The following is a 16,611-nucleotide window of genomic DNA, read 5'->3' on the forward strand; positions in this document are numbered from 1 at the left end:
ACTGATAACCTTTAAATTTTATTCTATTTTCAAACCCATCATTACTCTACTGAGATATTCTTGTTCTTTTAAAACTTTTTCATAAGATTGCTTGGCATAAACCGAAGAAATATTGTAGCTCTCAGAAAGTGATTCAAAGCCTTGATTTTCAATAACCCCCGAAAAACTTGATAAATATTCAATTATAAAATTGTCTATTAGTTTTTTCCGAATTTCACAAAGTGTACTACTTTTCATTCTTTGTAGAGAATTCAAAACATAAGATTTGTCTGCACCAAAATTTATTGTGTGAGACACCATGGATATATTTTGATGTAAAATAGCTTCTTGCACTATTGGTTTTGGGTCGTCTTCAAAAATCATGATCTAAGGTTTTAAGGTTTGGAAATTTCAAAAACGGTTACTCTTAAATGTTGGCTTTGCCTTCTACACCATCAGAATTATCAGTTTTACTACCACTTACCGCTGCTGCAACAAAGCTCAGTAAACTTACCAGTTTCCCTGCTTTTGTATCCCAGTAATAGCTATCTTTTGGTTCCACTCTTATTATAGAAACCCTAGGGTCATCTTTGCCGTCGAACCAAGCATTGGCAAGAGCAGACCATTTTTCTTCTATAGTAGAACGGTCTTTATAAACAAACGCTTCACCGTAAATAGAGAGATACTCAGAATTTGAATTGTTCATAAAATAAAGTTGAACTCTATTGTCTTCCTTTATTTCAAAATTTTTGTTACTCGTGTCACTGCTTATAAACCAGAGATTTCCAGAATCATCTGTTTCTTGCAAGCTCATAGGTCGAGAGTTGTTTGGAAGTTTTTCTAAATCTGTACAAAACATACAAATTCTTGCGGATTCAGATAATTCTTTGATCTTATTAATTGCATCTTGCTGAATTAAATTTTCTGTTGACATACTATTTTATTTTAGTGTGATTTGTAAAAAGCAATTCAAAAACCCGACCAATTTTGCATATTTGTTTTAAATGTATGAAATATTTTAATAATTAAAACTTTTTAGAGGTTAATAATTGAATTTATTCTAAACATACTGCATTATTATGATTGCAATCATAATTTAATTTGTTGATTTAGAATATACTTACAATTAAGATTTTGTATACAAAAGTTTGTTTTATTCTTTATTTTTAAAAAAAACTCTGGTCTCATATAATGAGAATGTTTTTTTGGCATAAAAAATGTAAATGAAAATATTGATTTAATTATTCTAAAATGACTGATAACCCTACAATTACAAAGACATTGAGTTGCATGAAACTCGACGAAAAGCTATTGATTTCATTTGGTGCAGAAATCATAAGGTATGCAGCGGGAGATTTTATTTTTGAGGAAGAAGCATCACCTTCTTACTATTACCAAATTTTGAAAGGAAGTATAAAAGAAAACAATTATAATGAGCTCGGAAACGAATTTATTCAAAATATATTAGGCGATTCTCAAAGTTTTGGAGATTCTTTTCTTTTTTTGAACAAAAAATACAATATTAATGCAGTGGCTCTTTCAAATTGCGAAATTCTAAGGCTAAAAAAAGATGATTTCTTCAATTTGATTGATCAGCACCCAAAAATTTCAGTTGATACCAACAAATGTCTTTCCCAAAGATTATATTTTAAAACTGCGATGATTCAAAATCTTGCTTCATCTATTCCCGAGAAAAGGATTTTGGGCTTATTAGATTATTTGAAAAGTTTTCATAAAGATGATGAGAAATTTTCTTTTCAAGTAAAACTTACGCGTCAGCAAATTGCAGATTTAATTGGTTTACGCGTTGAAACAGTAATTCGCACTGCCAAAAAACTGGAGAAAGTAAATCTTCTAAAAATTGAAGAAAGAAAGATTTTTTACTAAATTAATAAAGAAAATTTCAGCTGAGAATTTTTACAAAGGCATGTTTTTCAATGTTATTTATTTTTCAAACTAAGGTTTTTACCATAAAACCCTATTGTATTTATGTTATAACTATATCACAAATACAGTATCTGTAGAATATTTTATAATTCCTAGCCTATAAAAACTGTGATTACAGTCATAAAAACATAATACTCAATAATTATATATTTGAGAACTTTAAAAGAGAAAATATTCAAAATAATAAATATAACAACAGCCACTTATAGCTTTTTTTAGCCAGTAATGCGAGACGAAATATGCGTGATATCAATATAAATACTCCCAAACTTAGAGCAAATGCTTTTTCTGAACATCAGGAAATTGTAGAACTTGCAAAAAGCAATTCTACAAGATTATTAAACACTTGCAGATCATTTTTCCCCACTTTCTTTGATGAATTGAAAAAGATAAACCAAGATCTTAAAAAGTCGGAGCTTATTTTTTGTATTTATTTAAAACTCGGTTTTAGTTCAAAAGAAGTAGCCATATATACTTTTGTTACACCTAAAGCGATTCAAAACCGAAAAAATAGATTGAGAAAAAAACTAAATATTGCTTCTGATATTGATATTTATAAATGGTTTGATGATTTATAATTTTTTAGATTTCATAGATTTCAGCATCAGTGAAAACATAGAATCTTCCATTTTTTGGAAGATTTTTTGTGTCTAGTCCTGTGAATTCACTAAAAGCGGGTAGTAAAATCTGGTTTTCAGAAACTACAAAACAGGGGAGTTTGATCTTTTTAATAGGAGAATTAATCAAGAATCCGGGATGAATATGTCCTGAAATTTGAAATTTATCTTCTTTTTTATTAAAATCGTGAACGAAAATGAAATCTTCAGTTTCATATCTTTCGGATTTAAAATCTAAACATAATTTTTTATCTAAAGCTTTAGAAATTTTATCATGATTACCCTCGATCAAATAGAATTTAAGCTCCAAAAATTGTTCTTTCCAAGTACAAAATTGGTTTACTTCAGAATTGTCTCCTGCATGTAGAAGGTCGCCTACAACCACAAGTTTTTCTGGCTTGAAATGCTCAATTAAAATTGATAATCTTTGCAAATCGCTTTCGAAAACTTGATTAGAAAGTGCTATTCCGTTTTTTCGAAAGTGGGCAGCTTTCCCAATATGCAGATCAGATAGTACCAAAGCTTTTTCTTTCTCCCAAAACATCGCACGTTGATTGGTAAGAACAAATGTTTGATTTTTTATTTTTATATTTTTAGCAACTATCTTCATTATTGACGTTAAAATTATCGCTTTTTGTATTCTTTAATCAAAAATAGAACCTTTATTAACTATAATATTGTTTAGAAATTTAAGTATTCATAAATTTATTTAATTTTCCAACTTTTTTTGTTTATTTACGCATTCTTCATTCAATTTTAAAGAAAGCAAGAACAGTTAATAATTAAATTTGATCTATGTAATAGTAGATGTCTAGGTTTTGAGGAATATTCATTTTTTTTCGAAGTCTATATTTTTTATTTTGAACGGTACGGGTTTCTATAAAAGTGTATTTTGCTATTTCTTTCGTGCTTAGTTTAAGTTTAAGCATTGCACAGAATTCTCTTTCTGAAGGCTGTAAATCTTGGTGTTTTTTAGATAATTCTTCCACAAATTCGGGGAAAACAACTTCAAAATTAATTAAAAATGTAGGATCATTTTTCTCTAAAAGCTCTACAAGTTGTTGGAGTTTTTCTGATGAAGGTCCTGGTTTTTTAACAAGATTTTCAGAATCGTTTTGTGGTAGTGATATTATTTTTTTCGTTTTTCTGAAATAAAATAATCCTGCAGCAGCAAAAATACCACAGCCTAAAATAGCATATAAGTAATGTTCTGGCCGAGATTGCTCATGAAGATTTTTTTCTTTACTTAAAACTTTTTGAAGAGAGTTATACTTACTATTCATCACTTTCAAATCATAAGCTTCGGCTTTTATACGATAAAATTCTGCGCTATCTTTTTGATTTGTAGATAAGTAAATTCTTCTAAGAGGCAGGTAAACTTCGTTCAAATTCAAATCTGTACCATTTGATTTACTTACTTTCAACGCTTTATGGAAATAATTAATAGAAGATTTGAAATCTTTTTTTTTCTCATAATAAGTTCCTAGAACAGAGTAAATAGAAATCAAGTTTTTATCGTCCGTATTTTCTTTTGGTCTTATTGCTAAAGATTTATCTGCAAATATTTTCGCAGAATCTATATTGATTTGCAGGTAAATATTGGCAATATTTGAGTAGTTAAGATATTGAAAAACATTTCTTTCCTCGATATTTTGAATTTCATAACCATTTTTAATGACTTGACGAATCTTTTTTGCGGGCTCTTTGGGTTGTTTTTTATCTAAATAAATATTAGCAAAACTCCCCAGTACATTGGCTTTAGCAAAAAAGACCTTTTCACTTTTTGCATCTGCTTTTTCTAATAACTTGTAGGCATCATTCAAATTTTCAATTGCCCGATCTGGTAAATTGTTAATAGAATAAGTCTCAGCAAGATAAACATTTGCCATAGATTCAAAATAGTAATCCTGATAATTTGCAGAGACTTTTTTTAGTTCTTCAGCTTGTACAATAAGACTATCTATAAGATTTTTACTGTAAAAATATCTGCACTTTCGATCAATAATCTTCATCTCAGCATTGCTGTTTTTAAGATTTCGCGCAAGTTTCAGGAGATCTGGAATTAGTAGAAAAGCTTCGTCAATATTTTTGAGATAAAGTTCTGTGTTTGCTTTTAACTTTAGATCAAGTTGAGCTGAAGAAACTTTATTTTGTCCTTGCAAGGCAATACTAAAAATAAGAAAGCAGCCTGAAAAAAATAACATTTTAATGGCTTTAGAAAGATTCACAAAAACTTAATTTTAAATTTGATTGAGTAAAAATATATAAAAAGAAAGGATTTATGAAATATAAAACAAGATATTGTTGGTTTAAGTGAAAATAATTTTTAAATAAATGTAAATATTTAACTACTTCATTTTTTTTGCCTGATTTATCAATTTCTGAATTCTTGCATCCAGATTTTCGCTCGTCAACGTCTGTCGCAAGCTGTCTACCTTAATCGGGAAACTTAAAGGTGTAAAAGTATGGGCATATTTCAAAATAATTTTAGACTTTTCAATCCGTTTAAAGGCTTCCATTAATCTTTGTTCCTGCAATTGCATATTGAAAACTTCTGTATAAGCCTGTTTTACAAGAAAATGATTAGGATCGTAATCTTCAAGAACTTTAAAAATCAATCCTGCCGAGCTTTGTAATGCTTTGTTGGAACGCTGCTGCCCAGGGAAATTTTGTACCACCATTCCCGAAATCACGGCAATGTCTCGGAATTTCCTTCTTGCCATTTCCGCTGAATTGATGCTCGAAATCACATCCACCATCAGATTTTCTCTCGTCAAAATTTTATCTAAATTATCTTCATTCAATGGAATTTCTTTATCACTGAACAGTTCAAAACCATAATCATTCATCGCCATCGAGAAGGAAATAGGCGCTAATTTTGAAATTCTATAGGCAATTAAAGCAGCCATTACTTCGTGTACCAAACGTCCTTCGAAAGGATACATAAACAAATGATGTCCTTCGCGGTTTTTAATCATTTCCACCAGAAATTCGTCCTCTTTAGGGATATGTGAACGTTTTTCCTGATTGGCTAATAGTGGATGCAGAAATTTCAGTTCCTTTTCAGAAGCTTTCGGATTCAATGCTCCCGATAATTTTTCTCTTAAAAAATGACCCAAATTCGAACTCAAAGGCAATCTTCCACCCAAATAACTTGGAGCTTGCGCTTTGCCCTTGGAAGCCCGAACAAAAACTGTCATATCTTTAATCATCGCCACTTCCAAAACACGGCCAGCCAAAATGAATTTTTCTTCTTTTTTAAGTCTCGAAATAAAATATTCCTCTACCATCCCGATGTAGCCACCGGAAATAAATTTCACTTTCAGCATCGCATCGCTTACTATCGCACCCATATTCATCCGATGGAGCATTGCAATTTTTCGGGAAGTTACTTTGTGCAAACCGTCTTCCATCACCACTACTTTATGATATTCTTCATAGCTTTTCAAGGCACTTCCACCAATGGTGAGAAAGTCTACCATTGCCTTCCACTCTTCATCTCTTATTTCCTGAAAAGTATAGACTTTTTTAATTCTTTCGTAAACTTCATTGGGTAAAAATCCGTCACCGACTGCCAAAGTCATCAGAAACTGAACCAAAACATCGAAACACAGAACCACCGGCTCACGAGGTTCGATAACTTTTTCTTTTACGGCTTCCTTCAAAGCTGCAACTTCTATCAGTTCTAAAGAATGCGTTGGTACACAATATATTTTCGAAGTTTCAAAAGGGGAGTGTCCGCTTCGCCCTGCACGTTGGAGAAATCTTGCAACACCTTTCGCAGAGCCAATTTGTATAACCGTATCCACCGGTTTAAAGTCAATTCCCAAATCCAAAGATGATGTAGAAACCACGGCTTTCAGTTTTCCAGAACTTAAATTTTCTTCGATCCAAATTCTCAAATGTGCATCAATCGAACTGTGATGGATGGCGATTTGTCCGGCAAAATCCGGATACGCATTCAGCAAAAGCTGATACCACATTTCACTCTGACTTCGGGTGTTCGTAAAAACAATGGTAGATTTAGATTCCAAAATAATCGGAACCACTTTATCAGCCAGTTTCTGGCCCAAATGTCCTGCCCAAGGCAAAAGTTCAACTTCATCTGGGAAAACCGAAATAATATCAATTTTCTTATGTTCTTTAGCGGTAATTTTTGTTTTCTTAATATCATATGGGATCAAAACATCCTGCGCTTCATCGAGGTTTCCAATCGTTGCCGTAATTCCCCAGATTTTAAGTTTCGGAACGTAATGAAAGAGCTGTGAAATGCCTAACTCGACCATCACGCCACGTTTTGAACCCAGCAATTCGTGCCATTCATCCACCGCAACGCAATGCATACTGCTAAAGAATCGCTGATGATTTTTCTGGGCCAAAAGCAAGTGTAAACTTTCGGGCGTTACAACAAGAATTTCAGGCATATTTTTGACCTGTTGCTGACGAACTTTCGGGTCTGTATCACCATTTCTAACGCCAACTTCCCAGTCCAAACCAATCTCGTCAATCGCTTCCTGCATTGCTTTGGCGATATCTTTTGAAAGGGAACGAAGTGGCGTAATCCAAATCATTTTCAGACCTTTTTTGTACTTGTCGGGATTCGTCAGAAAGTCTGAAACCAATGCTAAAAATACCGAAAACGTTTTCCCAAAACCTGTGGGGGCCACCACCATTCCGCTGTAGCCACTGCCGAATTTCTTCCAAGTATCCACCTGAAATTTAAATGGGGAATTGCCTTTTTCCATCATCCAGTTTTGAATGATCTTAAAGCCTTCGGTATTTTCGTAGTTGCTCAAATTTTGTTAATTATTATGTTTAAACGCAACGCTCGCAAGGTTTATTTTAAAATTTTTTAAAACATTTTCCGTTCGCAAAGGTGTTTCAGTCAGCCATTACATTTTGCTATCATTTGCTGAACGAACTGCCTTTGTAAACGAAAAATATGCAGGAAAATGTCAAAATATCCTTGCGCTCTTTGCGTTTAAAAATTTACTGTATCAATTTTTTAATCTCCTCAATATCATCAATATCATTCACGGTTTTGTCTTTTCGCCATCTTAAAATTCTTGGGAAACGCAATGCTACACCGCTTTTGTGACGGTTGCTGAAACCAATTCCTTCAAACGCAATTTCAAAAACTAATTCAGCTTTTACAGTACGAACGGGGCCAAATTTTTCAATCGCATTTTTATTCACAAACTTGCTGACTTCCATTATCTCTTTATCAGTCAATCCTGAATAAGCTTTGGCAATCGTAACTAATTTGTCTCCACTTTTCACGGCAAAGCTATAATCGGTGTAATAAGCACTTCGTCTTCCGCTCCCTTTTTGAGCGTAAATCAAAACCGCATCAATTGTTAACGGATTGATTTTCCATTTCCACCAATCGCCTTTTTTTCTTCCAGAATGGTAGTGTGAATTTTTCTGTTTCAGCATCAAACCTTCACTGTTGATTTCCCTAGAATTTTCTCTGATTAGATTTAATTGAATCCAATCTTCAAAATCAATTGCCTGTGAAATCTTGATCTTTTCTGGTGCTTCATTTAATAGTAATTCCTCCAGCATTGCTCTTCTTGCGGAGATCGGTTTTTCCCTCAAATCCGTTCCTTCCAATTCCAAAATATCGTACGCAAACACTTCAATTGGAATATCAGAGAGCATTTTTTTAGTTAAAGTTTTACGGTTCAATCGTTTTTGTAATTCATTAAAATTTAAAACGTTACCGTCCTTTACCGCAAGTATTTCTCCATCTATCACAAAGTTGCCTTTCATTGCTTTCACGGCTTCAGTAATTTCCGGAAACTGCTCGGTCACCAATTCTTCACCTCGAGACCAGATGAAAACTTCGTCATTTCGTCTGATGATTTGTCCGCGGATTCCGTCCCATTTATATTCAATGAGCCATTCTTCGGGTTTGCCCAAATTTTCCAATTCTTTTTCCAAAGGATATGCAAGGCAAAAAGGGTAGGGCTTTGAGTTATCAGGATTGATGTTTTCTGCCGAAATTAATTCTTTAAAACTGACCTCAGCAGGTTGCCATTTTCCCATCAGACTGTGCATCAGTGTGCTTGCTTCCTGCCCAGAAAACTTGGTCAAAGAATTAATCAATGTCTTGGAAGAAACACCAATTCTGAAACTTCCACCGAGTAATTTATTGAAAATTAATCGCTCTGTATAATCCAAACCATTCCAAGAATTGAGAACAAATTCTTTCTTTTCTGTATCCGTTTTTGTTTTTAATTCAATAATCTCGGTCATCCATTCCGACAAAGTTTTCTCAATTTTTTCATTAGGTGGCGGAAGAATTAAAGAAATTGTTTCACCCAAATCACCTACCGAAGAATAACTTTCCTGAAAAAGCCAAAACGGCAGTTGGCTTATCTCCAACGCCCATTCTTTCATATAGTTGGTGTTCACATTTCGCTTAGGTCTTTTGCCCGTAAACAAGGCGATAAACCACAATTTATCATCATCTGTCGCTCGCTCAAGATAATTGAGAATGGCATCGATTTTAGCATTGGTTTTATTGGTGCTCTCCAAAGCGTTGATGAGTTCTGCGAAATTTTTCATTTCTTATTCTATCTTTTATTGGACAACTGTCACATCCATTGGGTGTATTTTCTTTTTATTATGGCAGCTTTTCCGCCTTCCTCTCCCGCTTTTTTGCTCGTCGTTCCTCCTCACAAAAAGAGCTCCGTTCAAGTCGGGCTGCGAGCAATTCGATGTTTAAAATTAACAGGCCGCTCCTACGGAGCTTTGATTCAATGACGAATGATTCTGCTATTAACGGGTCGCTCCTACGGAGCTTTGATTTAATGACGAATCATTCTGTTATTAACAGGCCGCTCCTACGGAGCTTTGATTCAATGATTAATAATTTTGCTATTAACAGGTCGCTCCTACGGAGCTTTGATTTAATGACGAATCATTCTGCTATTAACGGGTCGCTCCTACGGAGCTTTTTCTTATCAATCAATTATTCTGCTATTAACGGGTCGCTCCTACGGAGCTTTGATTCAATGATTAATAATTTTGCTATTAACAGGTCGCTCCTACGGAGCTTTTTGTTATCAATCAATGATTCTGCTATTAACGGGTCGCTCCTACGGAGCTTTGATTCAATGATTAATAATTTTGCTATTAACAAGTCGCTCCTACGGAGCTTTGATTTAATGACGAATCATTCTGCTATTAACGGGTCGCTCCTACGGAGCTTTTTCTTATCAATCAATGATTCTGCTATTAACGGGTCGCTCCTACGGAGCTTTGATTCAATGACTAATCATTCTGCTATTAACGGGTCGCTCCTACGGAGCTTTGATTTAATGACTAATCATTCTGCTATTAACGGGTCGCTCCTACGGAGCTTTTTGTTATCATTCAATGATTCTGCTATTAACAGGCTGCTCCTACGGAGCTTTGATTCAATGACTAATCATTCGGCTATTAACGGGTCGCTCCTATGGAGCTTTGATTCAATGACTAATCATTCTGCTATTAACGGGTCGCTCCTACGGAGCTTTTTAAGCATCTGATATTTGAAAAAATATATGAGGTCAATTCAGATCGGATTGTTCTTCATTTTTATTGTCTGTTACAACTTCCTTTTCTACTACTTCGTCATCGTCGTCACCATACAAAGTTTCCACGACATCAGATTTGATTCCGATTTCATTTAAATATTTAGAAAAAATCTCAGTTTGTCCGTGCGTGACGTGAACAATTTCGGCTTCTGTGGCTTTAATGGCTTGTAAAAGGCCTTTCCAGTCTGCGTGATCGCTCATCGGAAAACCAGCGTCCATACTTCTCCATCTTCTGGCACCGCGAACCTGCATCCAGCCGGAACAAATTGCTGTTGCTGCATCCGGAATTTTTTTAATTACATTACTATCCAACAAAGCCGGTGGAACAATCACAATATCTCCTGCTACGTGTTTAATGCTTTCCCGGAAGTCGGGAACTTCATAATCGGGAAGCACAATTCCAACTTCTTCAAAGGCTTTATTGAGTTTTCCAATCGAGTAGTGAACGTGGATTTTCCCCATTCCTTCAACCGCTTTCATAATCCGTTGCGCTTTTCCCAAAGAATACCCTATGAAAACAGAAGTTTTTTGATTTTCCTGATTCCTTAAAACCCAATTTTGCAGTCTTTTATTTAAATCCGGAACTTCCAGCCAGTTGTAAATGGGAAGTCCGAAGGTGCTTTCAGTCACAAATTCATTACACTTTACCAGTTCAAAAGGTGTACTCAAACCATCATCCTGAACTTTGTAATCACCGGAAACTACGCTTACATAACCTTTGTATTCTAGACGAATCTGAGCCGAACCAATAATATGACCTGCCGGATGCATCGAAAGTTTCACACCATTAATGTCTAAAGTTTCACCATACTGTAAAGTTTGACATTCTATATCGGGAGAAATTCTTTGGAGTAAAATAGGTTTTGTAAAATGATGACAAAGATATTTTTTCATTCCCCAGCGGGCGTGATCAGCGTGCCCGTGGGTGATGACAGCATAGTCAACCGGTCGCCAAGGATCAATATAAAATTTCCCCTGCGGACAGTAGATGCCTTTGTTTGTAAATGTAATGAGTTTCAATAGAGCGATGATTAGAGTGTTTCTGATTATTCAAAAAGCTGACCAAATTCTATTTTCTAAACATAATTTACTGTACAATTCATTAGGGTAATTCAATTATTGTTTCGGAAATTTACAAAAATTATAAGAATGCAATTCATCGACTTAGAAAACTGGAACAGAAAAGAACATTTTGAATTTTTCTCCTCATTAAAAAGTCCGTACTTCGGATTTACTACGGAGGTCGACTGTACGAAAGCTTTCGAAAATACCAGGAAAAATGGACAATCTTTTTTCGCTTACTATCTGTACAAGTCTATGGTTGCCATTAATAAAGTTGATGCTTTGAAACTCAGAATTGTGGATAATAAAATTGCTTTGTTTGATAGTCTTCACGTTGGAAGTACGATTGGCAGGGCAGACGGAACTTTTGGTTTTTCTTATTTTGAATATTCTGAAGATTTTTCAGTTTTCAATGAACGTTTGCAGGAGCAAATAACGACGGTTCATAATACAAAAGGTTTGGGAATAAAAAATGAAGGTTTACCGCCCAATCATATCAGGCATACAACGATTCCGTGGCATTCTTTTACTTCGATTCTGCATCCTACCAATTTTGATCCCAAAGAATGTATTCCCAAAATAGCCTTCGGAAAATTCAGTGTACGTGATGGGAAAAAGATGATGCCTGTTTCTATAGAAGCGCACCACGGTTTGGCAGATGGTATTGATCTGGCGAAGTATTTTGAGGCTTTTCAGGGGGAGTTGGATAGAGAGTGATTTCGGTTTATGCTTGTTTTCCTGCATATTTTGTTTTGTTAATAATTGAATAATCTATCAAATAGTTTTCACGGAAATAAAGCAAGATGAAAATACAGATTCTCCATACTTTTCATCATGCTATCATTGTATTCTGCAAGTTTGGGAATCTTTACCAAACCGTGTCCCAAAAGCGAAATTGCCATTGGGAGTTTTAGGAAAAAGAATGCTATTTTGAAGTCTTTCATGTTGTGGTGTTTGATACTAATTTAGGGAGGATATTGTGGATAAGCATAAAACCTGCTGGTGGGCAGGTTTCGATCAAAATTAATTTCTAAAATTTATTTTTACTATCTAGTTCTTAGTACATCATTGTAGAATCAATACTACTGTCAAGAGAATCGTGACGAAAAATATTGTCATAATAGTACTCATCATTATTAGCACATATATGTTCAAAAATAAGTTCACCAACTGACTCCGGAATTACAGGTTGGTTATAGATGGGAATTTGAGAACTTGATATTACTTTTCCATTCCTACCATATTCTATCCAGTTTTTAATATCATAATTTTTTGATGAACAGTCACAGTCCCATAACTGCAGATTTTGCTTGCCACCAACTATAATAAACTTACCTTTTTTATCTTTTACTTTTTTTGTTAGATAAATCCATTTAATCCAAGCCGAGTTACTGCTTTCACGGCGAGAAGAAATCGTATAGTCTGATGATTTATATATCTCAATGAAATTATTTGGTACTGCAATAAAACTGAATAAGCCAAAACATGTGAGAACTGTTGAACCTATTATTACTACTTTAATATTTTTCATTATCAAAATTTATTTAAACCATTTGTTTAATCTTCTCTTTGTCCTGTCAAATGCTGTCTGCTCCCATATTACCTCAAATCCATTCCAAAAAACTCTTATCTGATTTCCAGAGTCGCGGTATAAAACAAATTTTATATCCTTGTGTTGAATATAAACGTTATTTACATTTGAAGATTCGGAGACATATTTAGAGTTGTTGTCCCGGACTTGTTCTAATCTTTGTAAAATGGATTGTGCTTCGTTTAACGGGAGATATCGGAAAGCATACGCACTTCCAATATTTCCGTCAGAATTTCTATTGTCGCCAAAGAAAGCAAGTAAAAGACCTCTTTCATTCACATCTGTACAGTTAAATGCTACAGAAATCAACCCACCACTGTCATCTGATGCCAGACTTTCTGTCTCAAATTTAATTTCACGATTATCTGCATTGCCAATAATATTGTTAATAATATATTCTTTCGACCGGAAGTGCGAAATTTCTTTTGCAACTTCCTTTTTTACAGCATTTGCTGCCAAAAAAGTTATTGCCGTTGCAGCTGCAGCAGTTCCAGCGGCTGTAGCAGTTCTATTTTTTGCATTTCCGTAAATGCTAAAAATGATAAAACATGGAATTAGAATTTTTTTCATGATATAACCAGTTATTTAAAAATTTTATTGTACCACCCACTTACATCTTTCTTAATAAGCTCATGATATTCGTACAGCAATGATGCTAAGCTTGAATTAGCTCTCTGACTTTTATACGAATTTACTGTAAGATAACCATAAAAGTTCCCATTTTTATCTACTACAATTGGAGGATTTGAGGCATAATTATTCCATGGTGAGTATGAACTGTATTCGTTTCCATAAGTTCCATAAGAATTCCAAATAGATTTTGTATTATATGAGTTACCATAAGTTCCGTAACTATTCCAAATAGAATTTTTATCGTACGAATCACAATTTAAACATCCTAAGTACTCATCTTGATCTGATCCGCCATATATATGTAGCGTTTGAGCACTTAAGATTATCGAAAACAGAAAAAATGTAAGAAAGTGTAATTTATTTTGCATGCTAGGATCTTTTGTTTTTTTTGCAAAGATATAGTGTGTGGATGCATAAAAATTACGGTTATCCTTAATTTCAAAAATAAATACAAAAAACTTCAAAATATTCAGTATTTCTACTGAAATTTTAAAAGCCTTTTGTCATATACTAAAGGATATTTTATTACATTCTCGATAAATATTTGCTTTCTAAAAAAATTCGCTTTTCACCACTTTCTCCCACAATCCTTCGGGAACTCTTCGGGTTTCCTTCGGAAAACACATACTTTTCCCGAACAACTCTCGAACAAACCCCAAACAAAAGCCGAAGAAATATCCTTTTCAGAAAGTCTTATTCATCTCAAAATTATTCCTCCAACAAAAACTATTTTTCATTAATTTCGTCAAAAATCAAAAAGATTATGAAGATTAAATTAACCATCTGTTTACTGGCTTTTCTGAATTTTTATGAAGCGCAGGAAAATATCGGTTTTCAAAAACCATCTGCTGAAATTTTACAGCTTGCAGATTACGACAGACCGCCAAGTGTGCTCACCAATGCAAAGAAAGACTGGGTAGTTTTTGTGTACAGACCAACCTATAAAACCCTTGATGACCTTAATCAGCAAGAAATGAAATTGGGAGGACTGAGAATTAACCCCGTGACTAATATTTCGAGCTCGGTAACGTATGCCAATAATCTGAAAGTGCGAAAAATGAATGATAAGACCGAAACTCAGGTGAAAGGTCTTCCTCAAAATCCGAAAATTACCAACACGAGCTTTTCGCCAGACGAAAAGAAAATGGCGTTTACCAACACTACTGATAAAGGAGTGGAACTTTGGATTGTTGATCTTCAGACTGCGACAGCAAAAAAGGTTTCTCAGGATAATCTGAATGCCAATTATGGTTCGCCCTATATCTGGATGAAAGATTCTGAGAATTTTTTAATTAAAGTGCTTCCGGCCAACCGTTCGAAATTGCTTGATTCTTCTAAAGATTTACCTACAGGCCCGATTGTTTCCACTGCAGATGGAAAAGTTTCTCAGAACAGAACCTATCAGGATTTGCTGAAAAATCCTCAGGATGAAAAGAATTTTGATAATCTGATGAGCTCTGAGCTGTATCATACTGACTTCAATGGAAATCAGAAAAAATTTAAAGAAAAAGATCTGTATGCCGGTCTGTCTTATTCTCCTGACGGAAAATATTTGATGGCAACCACGATTAAAAGACCTTATTCTTACATCGTTCCCTTGAACAGATTTCCGATGACTTCAACTGTTTATGATGCGAGTGGAAATGTAGTAAAAGTGGTAAATGAGATTCCGCTGAACGAAATTATGCCTAAAGGTTTCTCCTCCGTAAGAGCCGGAAAAAGGGACATGAGCTGGAGAAGCGATATGCCTGCAACTTTGGTTTATGCTGAAGCTTTGGATGGTGGTGACCAATCTAAATCAGCGGAATTCAGAGATGAAGTTTTTACTTTGGATGCGCCTTTTAACGGGAGTCCGAGGTCTTTTTTTAAAACAAAACAGAGGTATGAAGGCACCAGTTGGACCAATAATCATTACGCTATTGTTTCTGAAGGCTGGTATGATACCAGAAATACAAAATCTTATTTAATTGACCTTAACAACGGGAAATCTCAGGTGATTGATGACCGAAATTATCAGGATGTGTACAGCGATCCAGGGAATTTTAACACGACTAAAAATGATTTCGGAAGATACGTTGTTGATATGAAAGGAGAGAAGGCTTACCTCATCGGGGCAGGGTTTACAAAAGAAGGTCAGCATCCATTTATAGATGAAATGGATATGAAATCTCTGAAAAAGAAAAGACTCTACACGTCTAACCTGAAAAATGCGAAGGAAGAAATCATCGATATTATTGATCCTAAAAAAGGAGACGTTTTAACGATACAGCAGTCTGCAAGTTCATATCCGAATTATTTTAAGAAGAATATAAAGTCTAATACATCTGAGCCGGTAACGCAGTTTGCCAATCCTTTTGAAAGCATAAAAGATGTTTACAAAGAAGTGATTACTTATAAACGAAATGATGGAGTTACTTTAACTGGAACTCTTTATCTACCTGCTAATTACGATAGAAAAGCAAAGAAAGAGAAACTACCTTTATTGATTTGGGCGTATCCCACGGAATATAAAGATAAAAATACGGCAGGGCAGAACACGCAAAACCCGAATGATTTCACTTTCCCATACTACGGATCATTTGTTTACTGGACGGCAAAAGGCTATGCAGTACTAGATGATGCAGCTTTCCCAATCATTGGTGAAGGAAAAACAGAGCCTAATGATACTTTTATCACGCAATTGGTTGCCAACGGAAAAGCGGCGATAGATGCAATAGATCAGTTAGGTTACATCGATAGAAAAAAAGTAGCCGTTGGCGGACATTCTTATGGAGCTTTTATGACAGCTAATCTTCTAACGCATTCTAAAGATTACGCTTGTGGAATTGCTCGTAGCGGTGCTTATAACAGGACATTGACGCCATTCGGTTTTCAGAGTGAGCAGAGGAATTACTGGGACGTACCGGAAATCTACAACGGAATGTCACCATTCATGAATGCCGACAAAATGAAGACGCCATTGCTGCTGATTCATGGTGATGCTGATAATAATCCCGGAACATTTACATTACAGACTGAAAGATATTTTCAGGCTTTGAAAAATTTGGGAGCTCCAGTGAAAATGGTACTCTTGCCGAAAGAAGCGCACGGATATGTTGCGAAAGAAAATATTCTGCATCTGCTTTGGGAACAAGATCAGTTTCTGGAGAAGTGTTTGAAAAAGTAAGACAAGATTATTTATTATAAAATAACCCCTGAA

At 34.8% G+C, this 16,611-nt stretch carries 15 protein-coding genes; 4 read left to right on the forward strand and 11 right to left on the reverse strand.

Going from position 1 to position 16,611, the window contains the following annotated elements:
- Positions 1-18: 18 nt before the first annotated feature.
- Positions 19-363 carry a hypothetical protein gene (locus BW939_RS05650; RefSeq protein ID WP_076450680.1) on the reverse strand — a complete coding sequence of 115 codons (345 nt, stop codon included), beginning with the start codon at positions 361-363 and terminating at the stop codon, positions 19-21.
- Positions 364-406: 43 nt separating this feature from the next.
- Positions 407-913, reverse strand: a complete 507-nt coding sequence (locus BW939_RS05655; RefSeq protein ID WP_076450682.1) for a pyridoxamine 5'-phosphate oxidase family protein — start codon at positions 911-913, stop codon at positions 407-409.
- A 356-nt stretch (positions 914-1,269) separates the two neighbouring features.
- Between BW939_RS05655 and BW939_RS05660 the strand changes: the two genes are divergently transcribed.
- Positions 1,270-1,866 (forward strand): Crp/Fnr family transcriptional regulator, encoded by a 597-nt coding sequence (locus BW939_RS05660; protein ID WP_076450683.1) that lies wholly within the window; start codon positions 1,270-1,272, stop codon positions 1,864-1,866.
- Between the two features lie 299 nt (positions 1,867-2,165).
- Positions 2,166-2,504, forward strand: a complete 339-nt coding sequence (locus tag BW939_RS05665) for a helix-turn-helix transcriptional regulator (RefSeq protein WP_076450685.1) — start codon at positions 2,166-2,168, stop codon at positions 2,502-2,504.
- A gap of 4 nt (positions 2,505-2,508) precedes the next feature.
- On the opposite strand, the gene pdeM is transcribed toward BW939_RS05665, so the two are convergent.
- From pdeM to BW939_RS05690, 5 genes are all read right to left on the reverse strand, one after another.
- Positions 2,509-3,153, reverse strand: a complete 645-nt coding sequence (gene pdeM, locus BW939_RS05670) for a ligase-associated DNA damage response endonuclease PdeM (RefSeq protein WP_076450687.1) — start codon at positions 3,151-3,153, stop codon at positions 2,509-2,511.
- Between the two features lie 172 nt (positions 3,154-3,325).
- Positions 3,326-4,747 (reverse strand): helix-turn-helix transcriptional regulator, encoded by a 1,422-nt coding sequence (locus BW939_RS05675; protein ID WP_076450689.1) that lies wholly within the window; start codon positions 4,745-4,747, stop codon positions 3,326-3,328.
- Positions 4,748-4,891: 144 nt separating this feature from the next.
- Positions 4,892-7,291, reverse strand: coding sequence for a ligase-associated DNA damage response DEXH box helicase (locus BW939_RS05680; protein ID WP_076450849.1), 2,400 nt, complete (start codon positions 7,289-7,291; stop codon positions 4,892-4,894).
- Between the two features lie 241 nt (positions 7,292-7,532).
- Entirely contained in the window at positions 7,533-9,113 is a 1,581-nt protein-coding gene (locus BW939_RS05685) for an ATP-dependent DNA ligase (RefSeq protein ID WP_076450691.1), read from the reverse strand.
- Between the two features lie 986 nt (positions 9,114-10,099).
- Positions 10,100-11,146 carry a ligase-associated DNA damage response exonuclease gene (locus tag BW939_RS05690; RefSeq protein ID WP_028123828.1) on the reverse strand — a complete coding sequence of 349 codons (1,047 nt, stop codon included), beginning with the start codon at positions 11,144-11,146 and terminating at the stop codon, positions 10,100-10,102.
- A gap of 129 nt (positions 11,147-11,275) precedes the next feature.
- Between BW939_RS05690 and BW939_RS05695 the strand changes: the two genes are divergently transcribed.
- Positions 11,276-11,905, forward strand: a complete 630-nt coding sequence (locus BW939_RS05695; protein ID WP_076450693.1) for a CatA-like O-acetyltransferase — start codon at positions 11,276-11,278, stop codon at positions 11,903-11,905.
- Positions 11,906-11,973: 68 nt separating this feature from the next.
- On the opposite strand, the gene BW939_RS15830 is transcribed toward BW939_RS05695, so the two are convergent.
- The 4 genes from BW939_RS15830 to BW939_RS05710 form a co-directional block, all read right to left on the reverse strand.
- The gene (locus tag BW939_RS15830; protein WP_159439256.1) at positions 11,974-12,132 is read right to left on the reverse strand and encodes a hypothetical protein; all 159 of its coding nucleotides are present in this window, start codon (positions 12,130-12,132) and stop codon (positions 11,974-11,976) included.
- Between the two features lie 113 nt (positions 12,133-12,245).
- Positions 12,246-12,719, reverse strand: a complete 474-nt coding sequence (locus tag BW939_RS05700) for a hypothetical protein (RefSeq protein WP_076450695.1) — start codon at positions 12,717-12,719, stop codon at positions 12,246-12,248.
- Positions 12,720-12,728: 9 nt separating this feature from the next.
- Positions 12,729-13,349, reverse strand: coding sequence for a hypothetical protein (locus BW939_RS05705; RefSeq protein ID WP_076450697.1), 621 nt, complete (start codon positions 13,347-13,349; stop codon positions 12,729-12,731).
- Between the two features lie 11 nt (positions 13,350-13,360).
- A complete protein-coding gene (locus BW939_RS05710) occupies positions 13,361-13,780 on the reverse strand; it encodes a hypothetical protein (RefSeq protein ID WP_076450851.1) in 420 nt (139 codons plus the stop codon).
- A 395-nt stretch (positions 13,781-14,175) separates the two neighbouring features.
- On the opposite strand from BW939_RS05710, the gene BW939_RS05715 reads away from it, so the two are divergent.
- The gene (locus BW939_RS05715) at positions 14,176-16,578 is read left to right on the forward strand and encodes a S9 family peptidase (RefSeq protein WP_076450699.1); all 2,403 of its coding nucleotides are present in this window, start codon (positions 14,176-14,178) and stop codon (positions 16,576-16,578) included.
- Positions 16,579-16,611: the final 33 nt, after the last annotated feature.

The sequence above is a fragment of the Chryseobacterium piscicola genome, from assembly GCF_900156685.1.
Classification (GTDB): Bacteria; Bacteroidota; Bacteroidia; order Flavobacteriales; family Weeksellaceae; genus Chryseobacterium; species Chryseobacterium piscicola.

What these genes read in the sequence shown, in the direction of transcription:
- BW939_RS05650 (WP_076450680.1), bottom strand. Translation starts at nt 363, where the DNA reads ATGATTTTTGAAGACGACCCAAAACCAATAGTGCAAGAAGCTATTTTA.
- BW939_RS05655 (WP_076450682.1), bottom strand. Translation starts at nt 913, where the DNA reads ATGTCAACAGAAAATTTAATTCAGCAAGATGCAATTAATAAGATCAAA.
- BW939_RS05660 (WP_076450683.1), top strand. Translation starts at nt 1,270, where the DNA reads ATGAAACTCGACGAAAAGCTATTGATTTCATTTGGTGCAGAAATCATA.
- BW939_RS05665 (WP_076450685.1), top strand. Translation starts at nt 2,166, where the DNA reads ATGCGTGATATCAATATAAATACTCCCAAACTTAGAGCAAATGCTTTT.
- pdeM (WP_076450687.1), bottom strand. Translation starts at nt 3,153, where the DNA reads ATGAAGATAGTTGCTAAAAATATAAAAATAAAAAATCAAACATTTGTT.
- BW939_RS05675 (WP_076450689.1), bottom strand. Translation starts at nt 4,747, where the DNA reads ATGTTATTTTTTTCAGGCTGCTTTCTTATTTTTAGTATTGCCTTGCAA.
- BW939_RS05680 (WP_076450849.1), bottom strand. Translation starts at nt 7,291, where the DNA reads ATGATGGAAAAAGGCAATTCCCCATTTAAATTTCAGGTGGATACTTGG.
- BW939_RS05685 (WP_076450691.1), bottom strand. Translation starts at nt 9,113, where the DNA reads ATGAAAAATTTCGCAGAACTCATCAACGCTTTGGAGAGCACCAATAAA.
- BW939_RS05695 (WP_076450693.1), top strand. Translation starts at nt 11,276, where the DNA reads ATGCAATTCATCGACTTAGAAAACTGGAACAGAAAAGAACATTTTGAA.
- BW939_RS15830 (WP_159439256.1), bottom strand. Translation starts at nt 12,132, where the DNA reads ATGAAAGACTTCAAAATAGCATTCTTTTTCCTAAAACTCCCAATGGCA.
- BW939_RS05700 (WP_076450695.1), bottom strand. Translation starts at nt 12,719, where the DNA reads ATGAAAAATATTAAAGTAGTAATAATAGGTTCAACAGTTCTCACATGT.
- BW939_RS05705 (WP_076450697.1), bottom strand. Translation starts at nt 13,349, where the DNA reads ATGAAAAAAATTCTAATTCCATGTTTTATCATTTTTAGCATTTACGGA.
- BW939_RS05710 (WP_076450851.1), bottom strand. Translation starts at nt 13,780, where the DNA reads ATGCAAAATAAATTACACTTTCTTACATTTTTTCTGTTTTCGATAATC.
- BW939_RS05715 (WP_076450699.1), top strand. Translation starts at nt 14,176, where the DNA reads ATGAAGATTAAATTAACCATCTGTTTACTGGCTTTTCTGAATTTTTAT.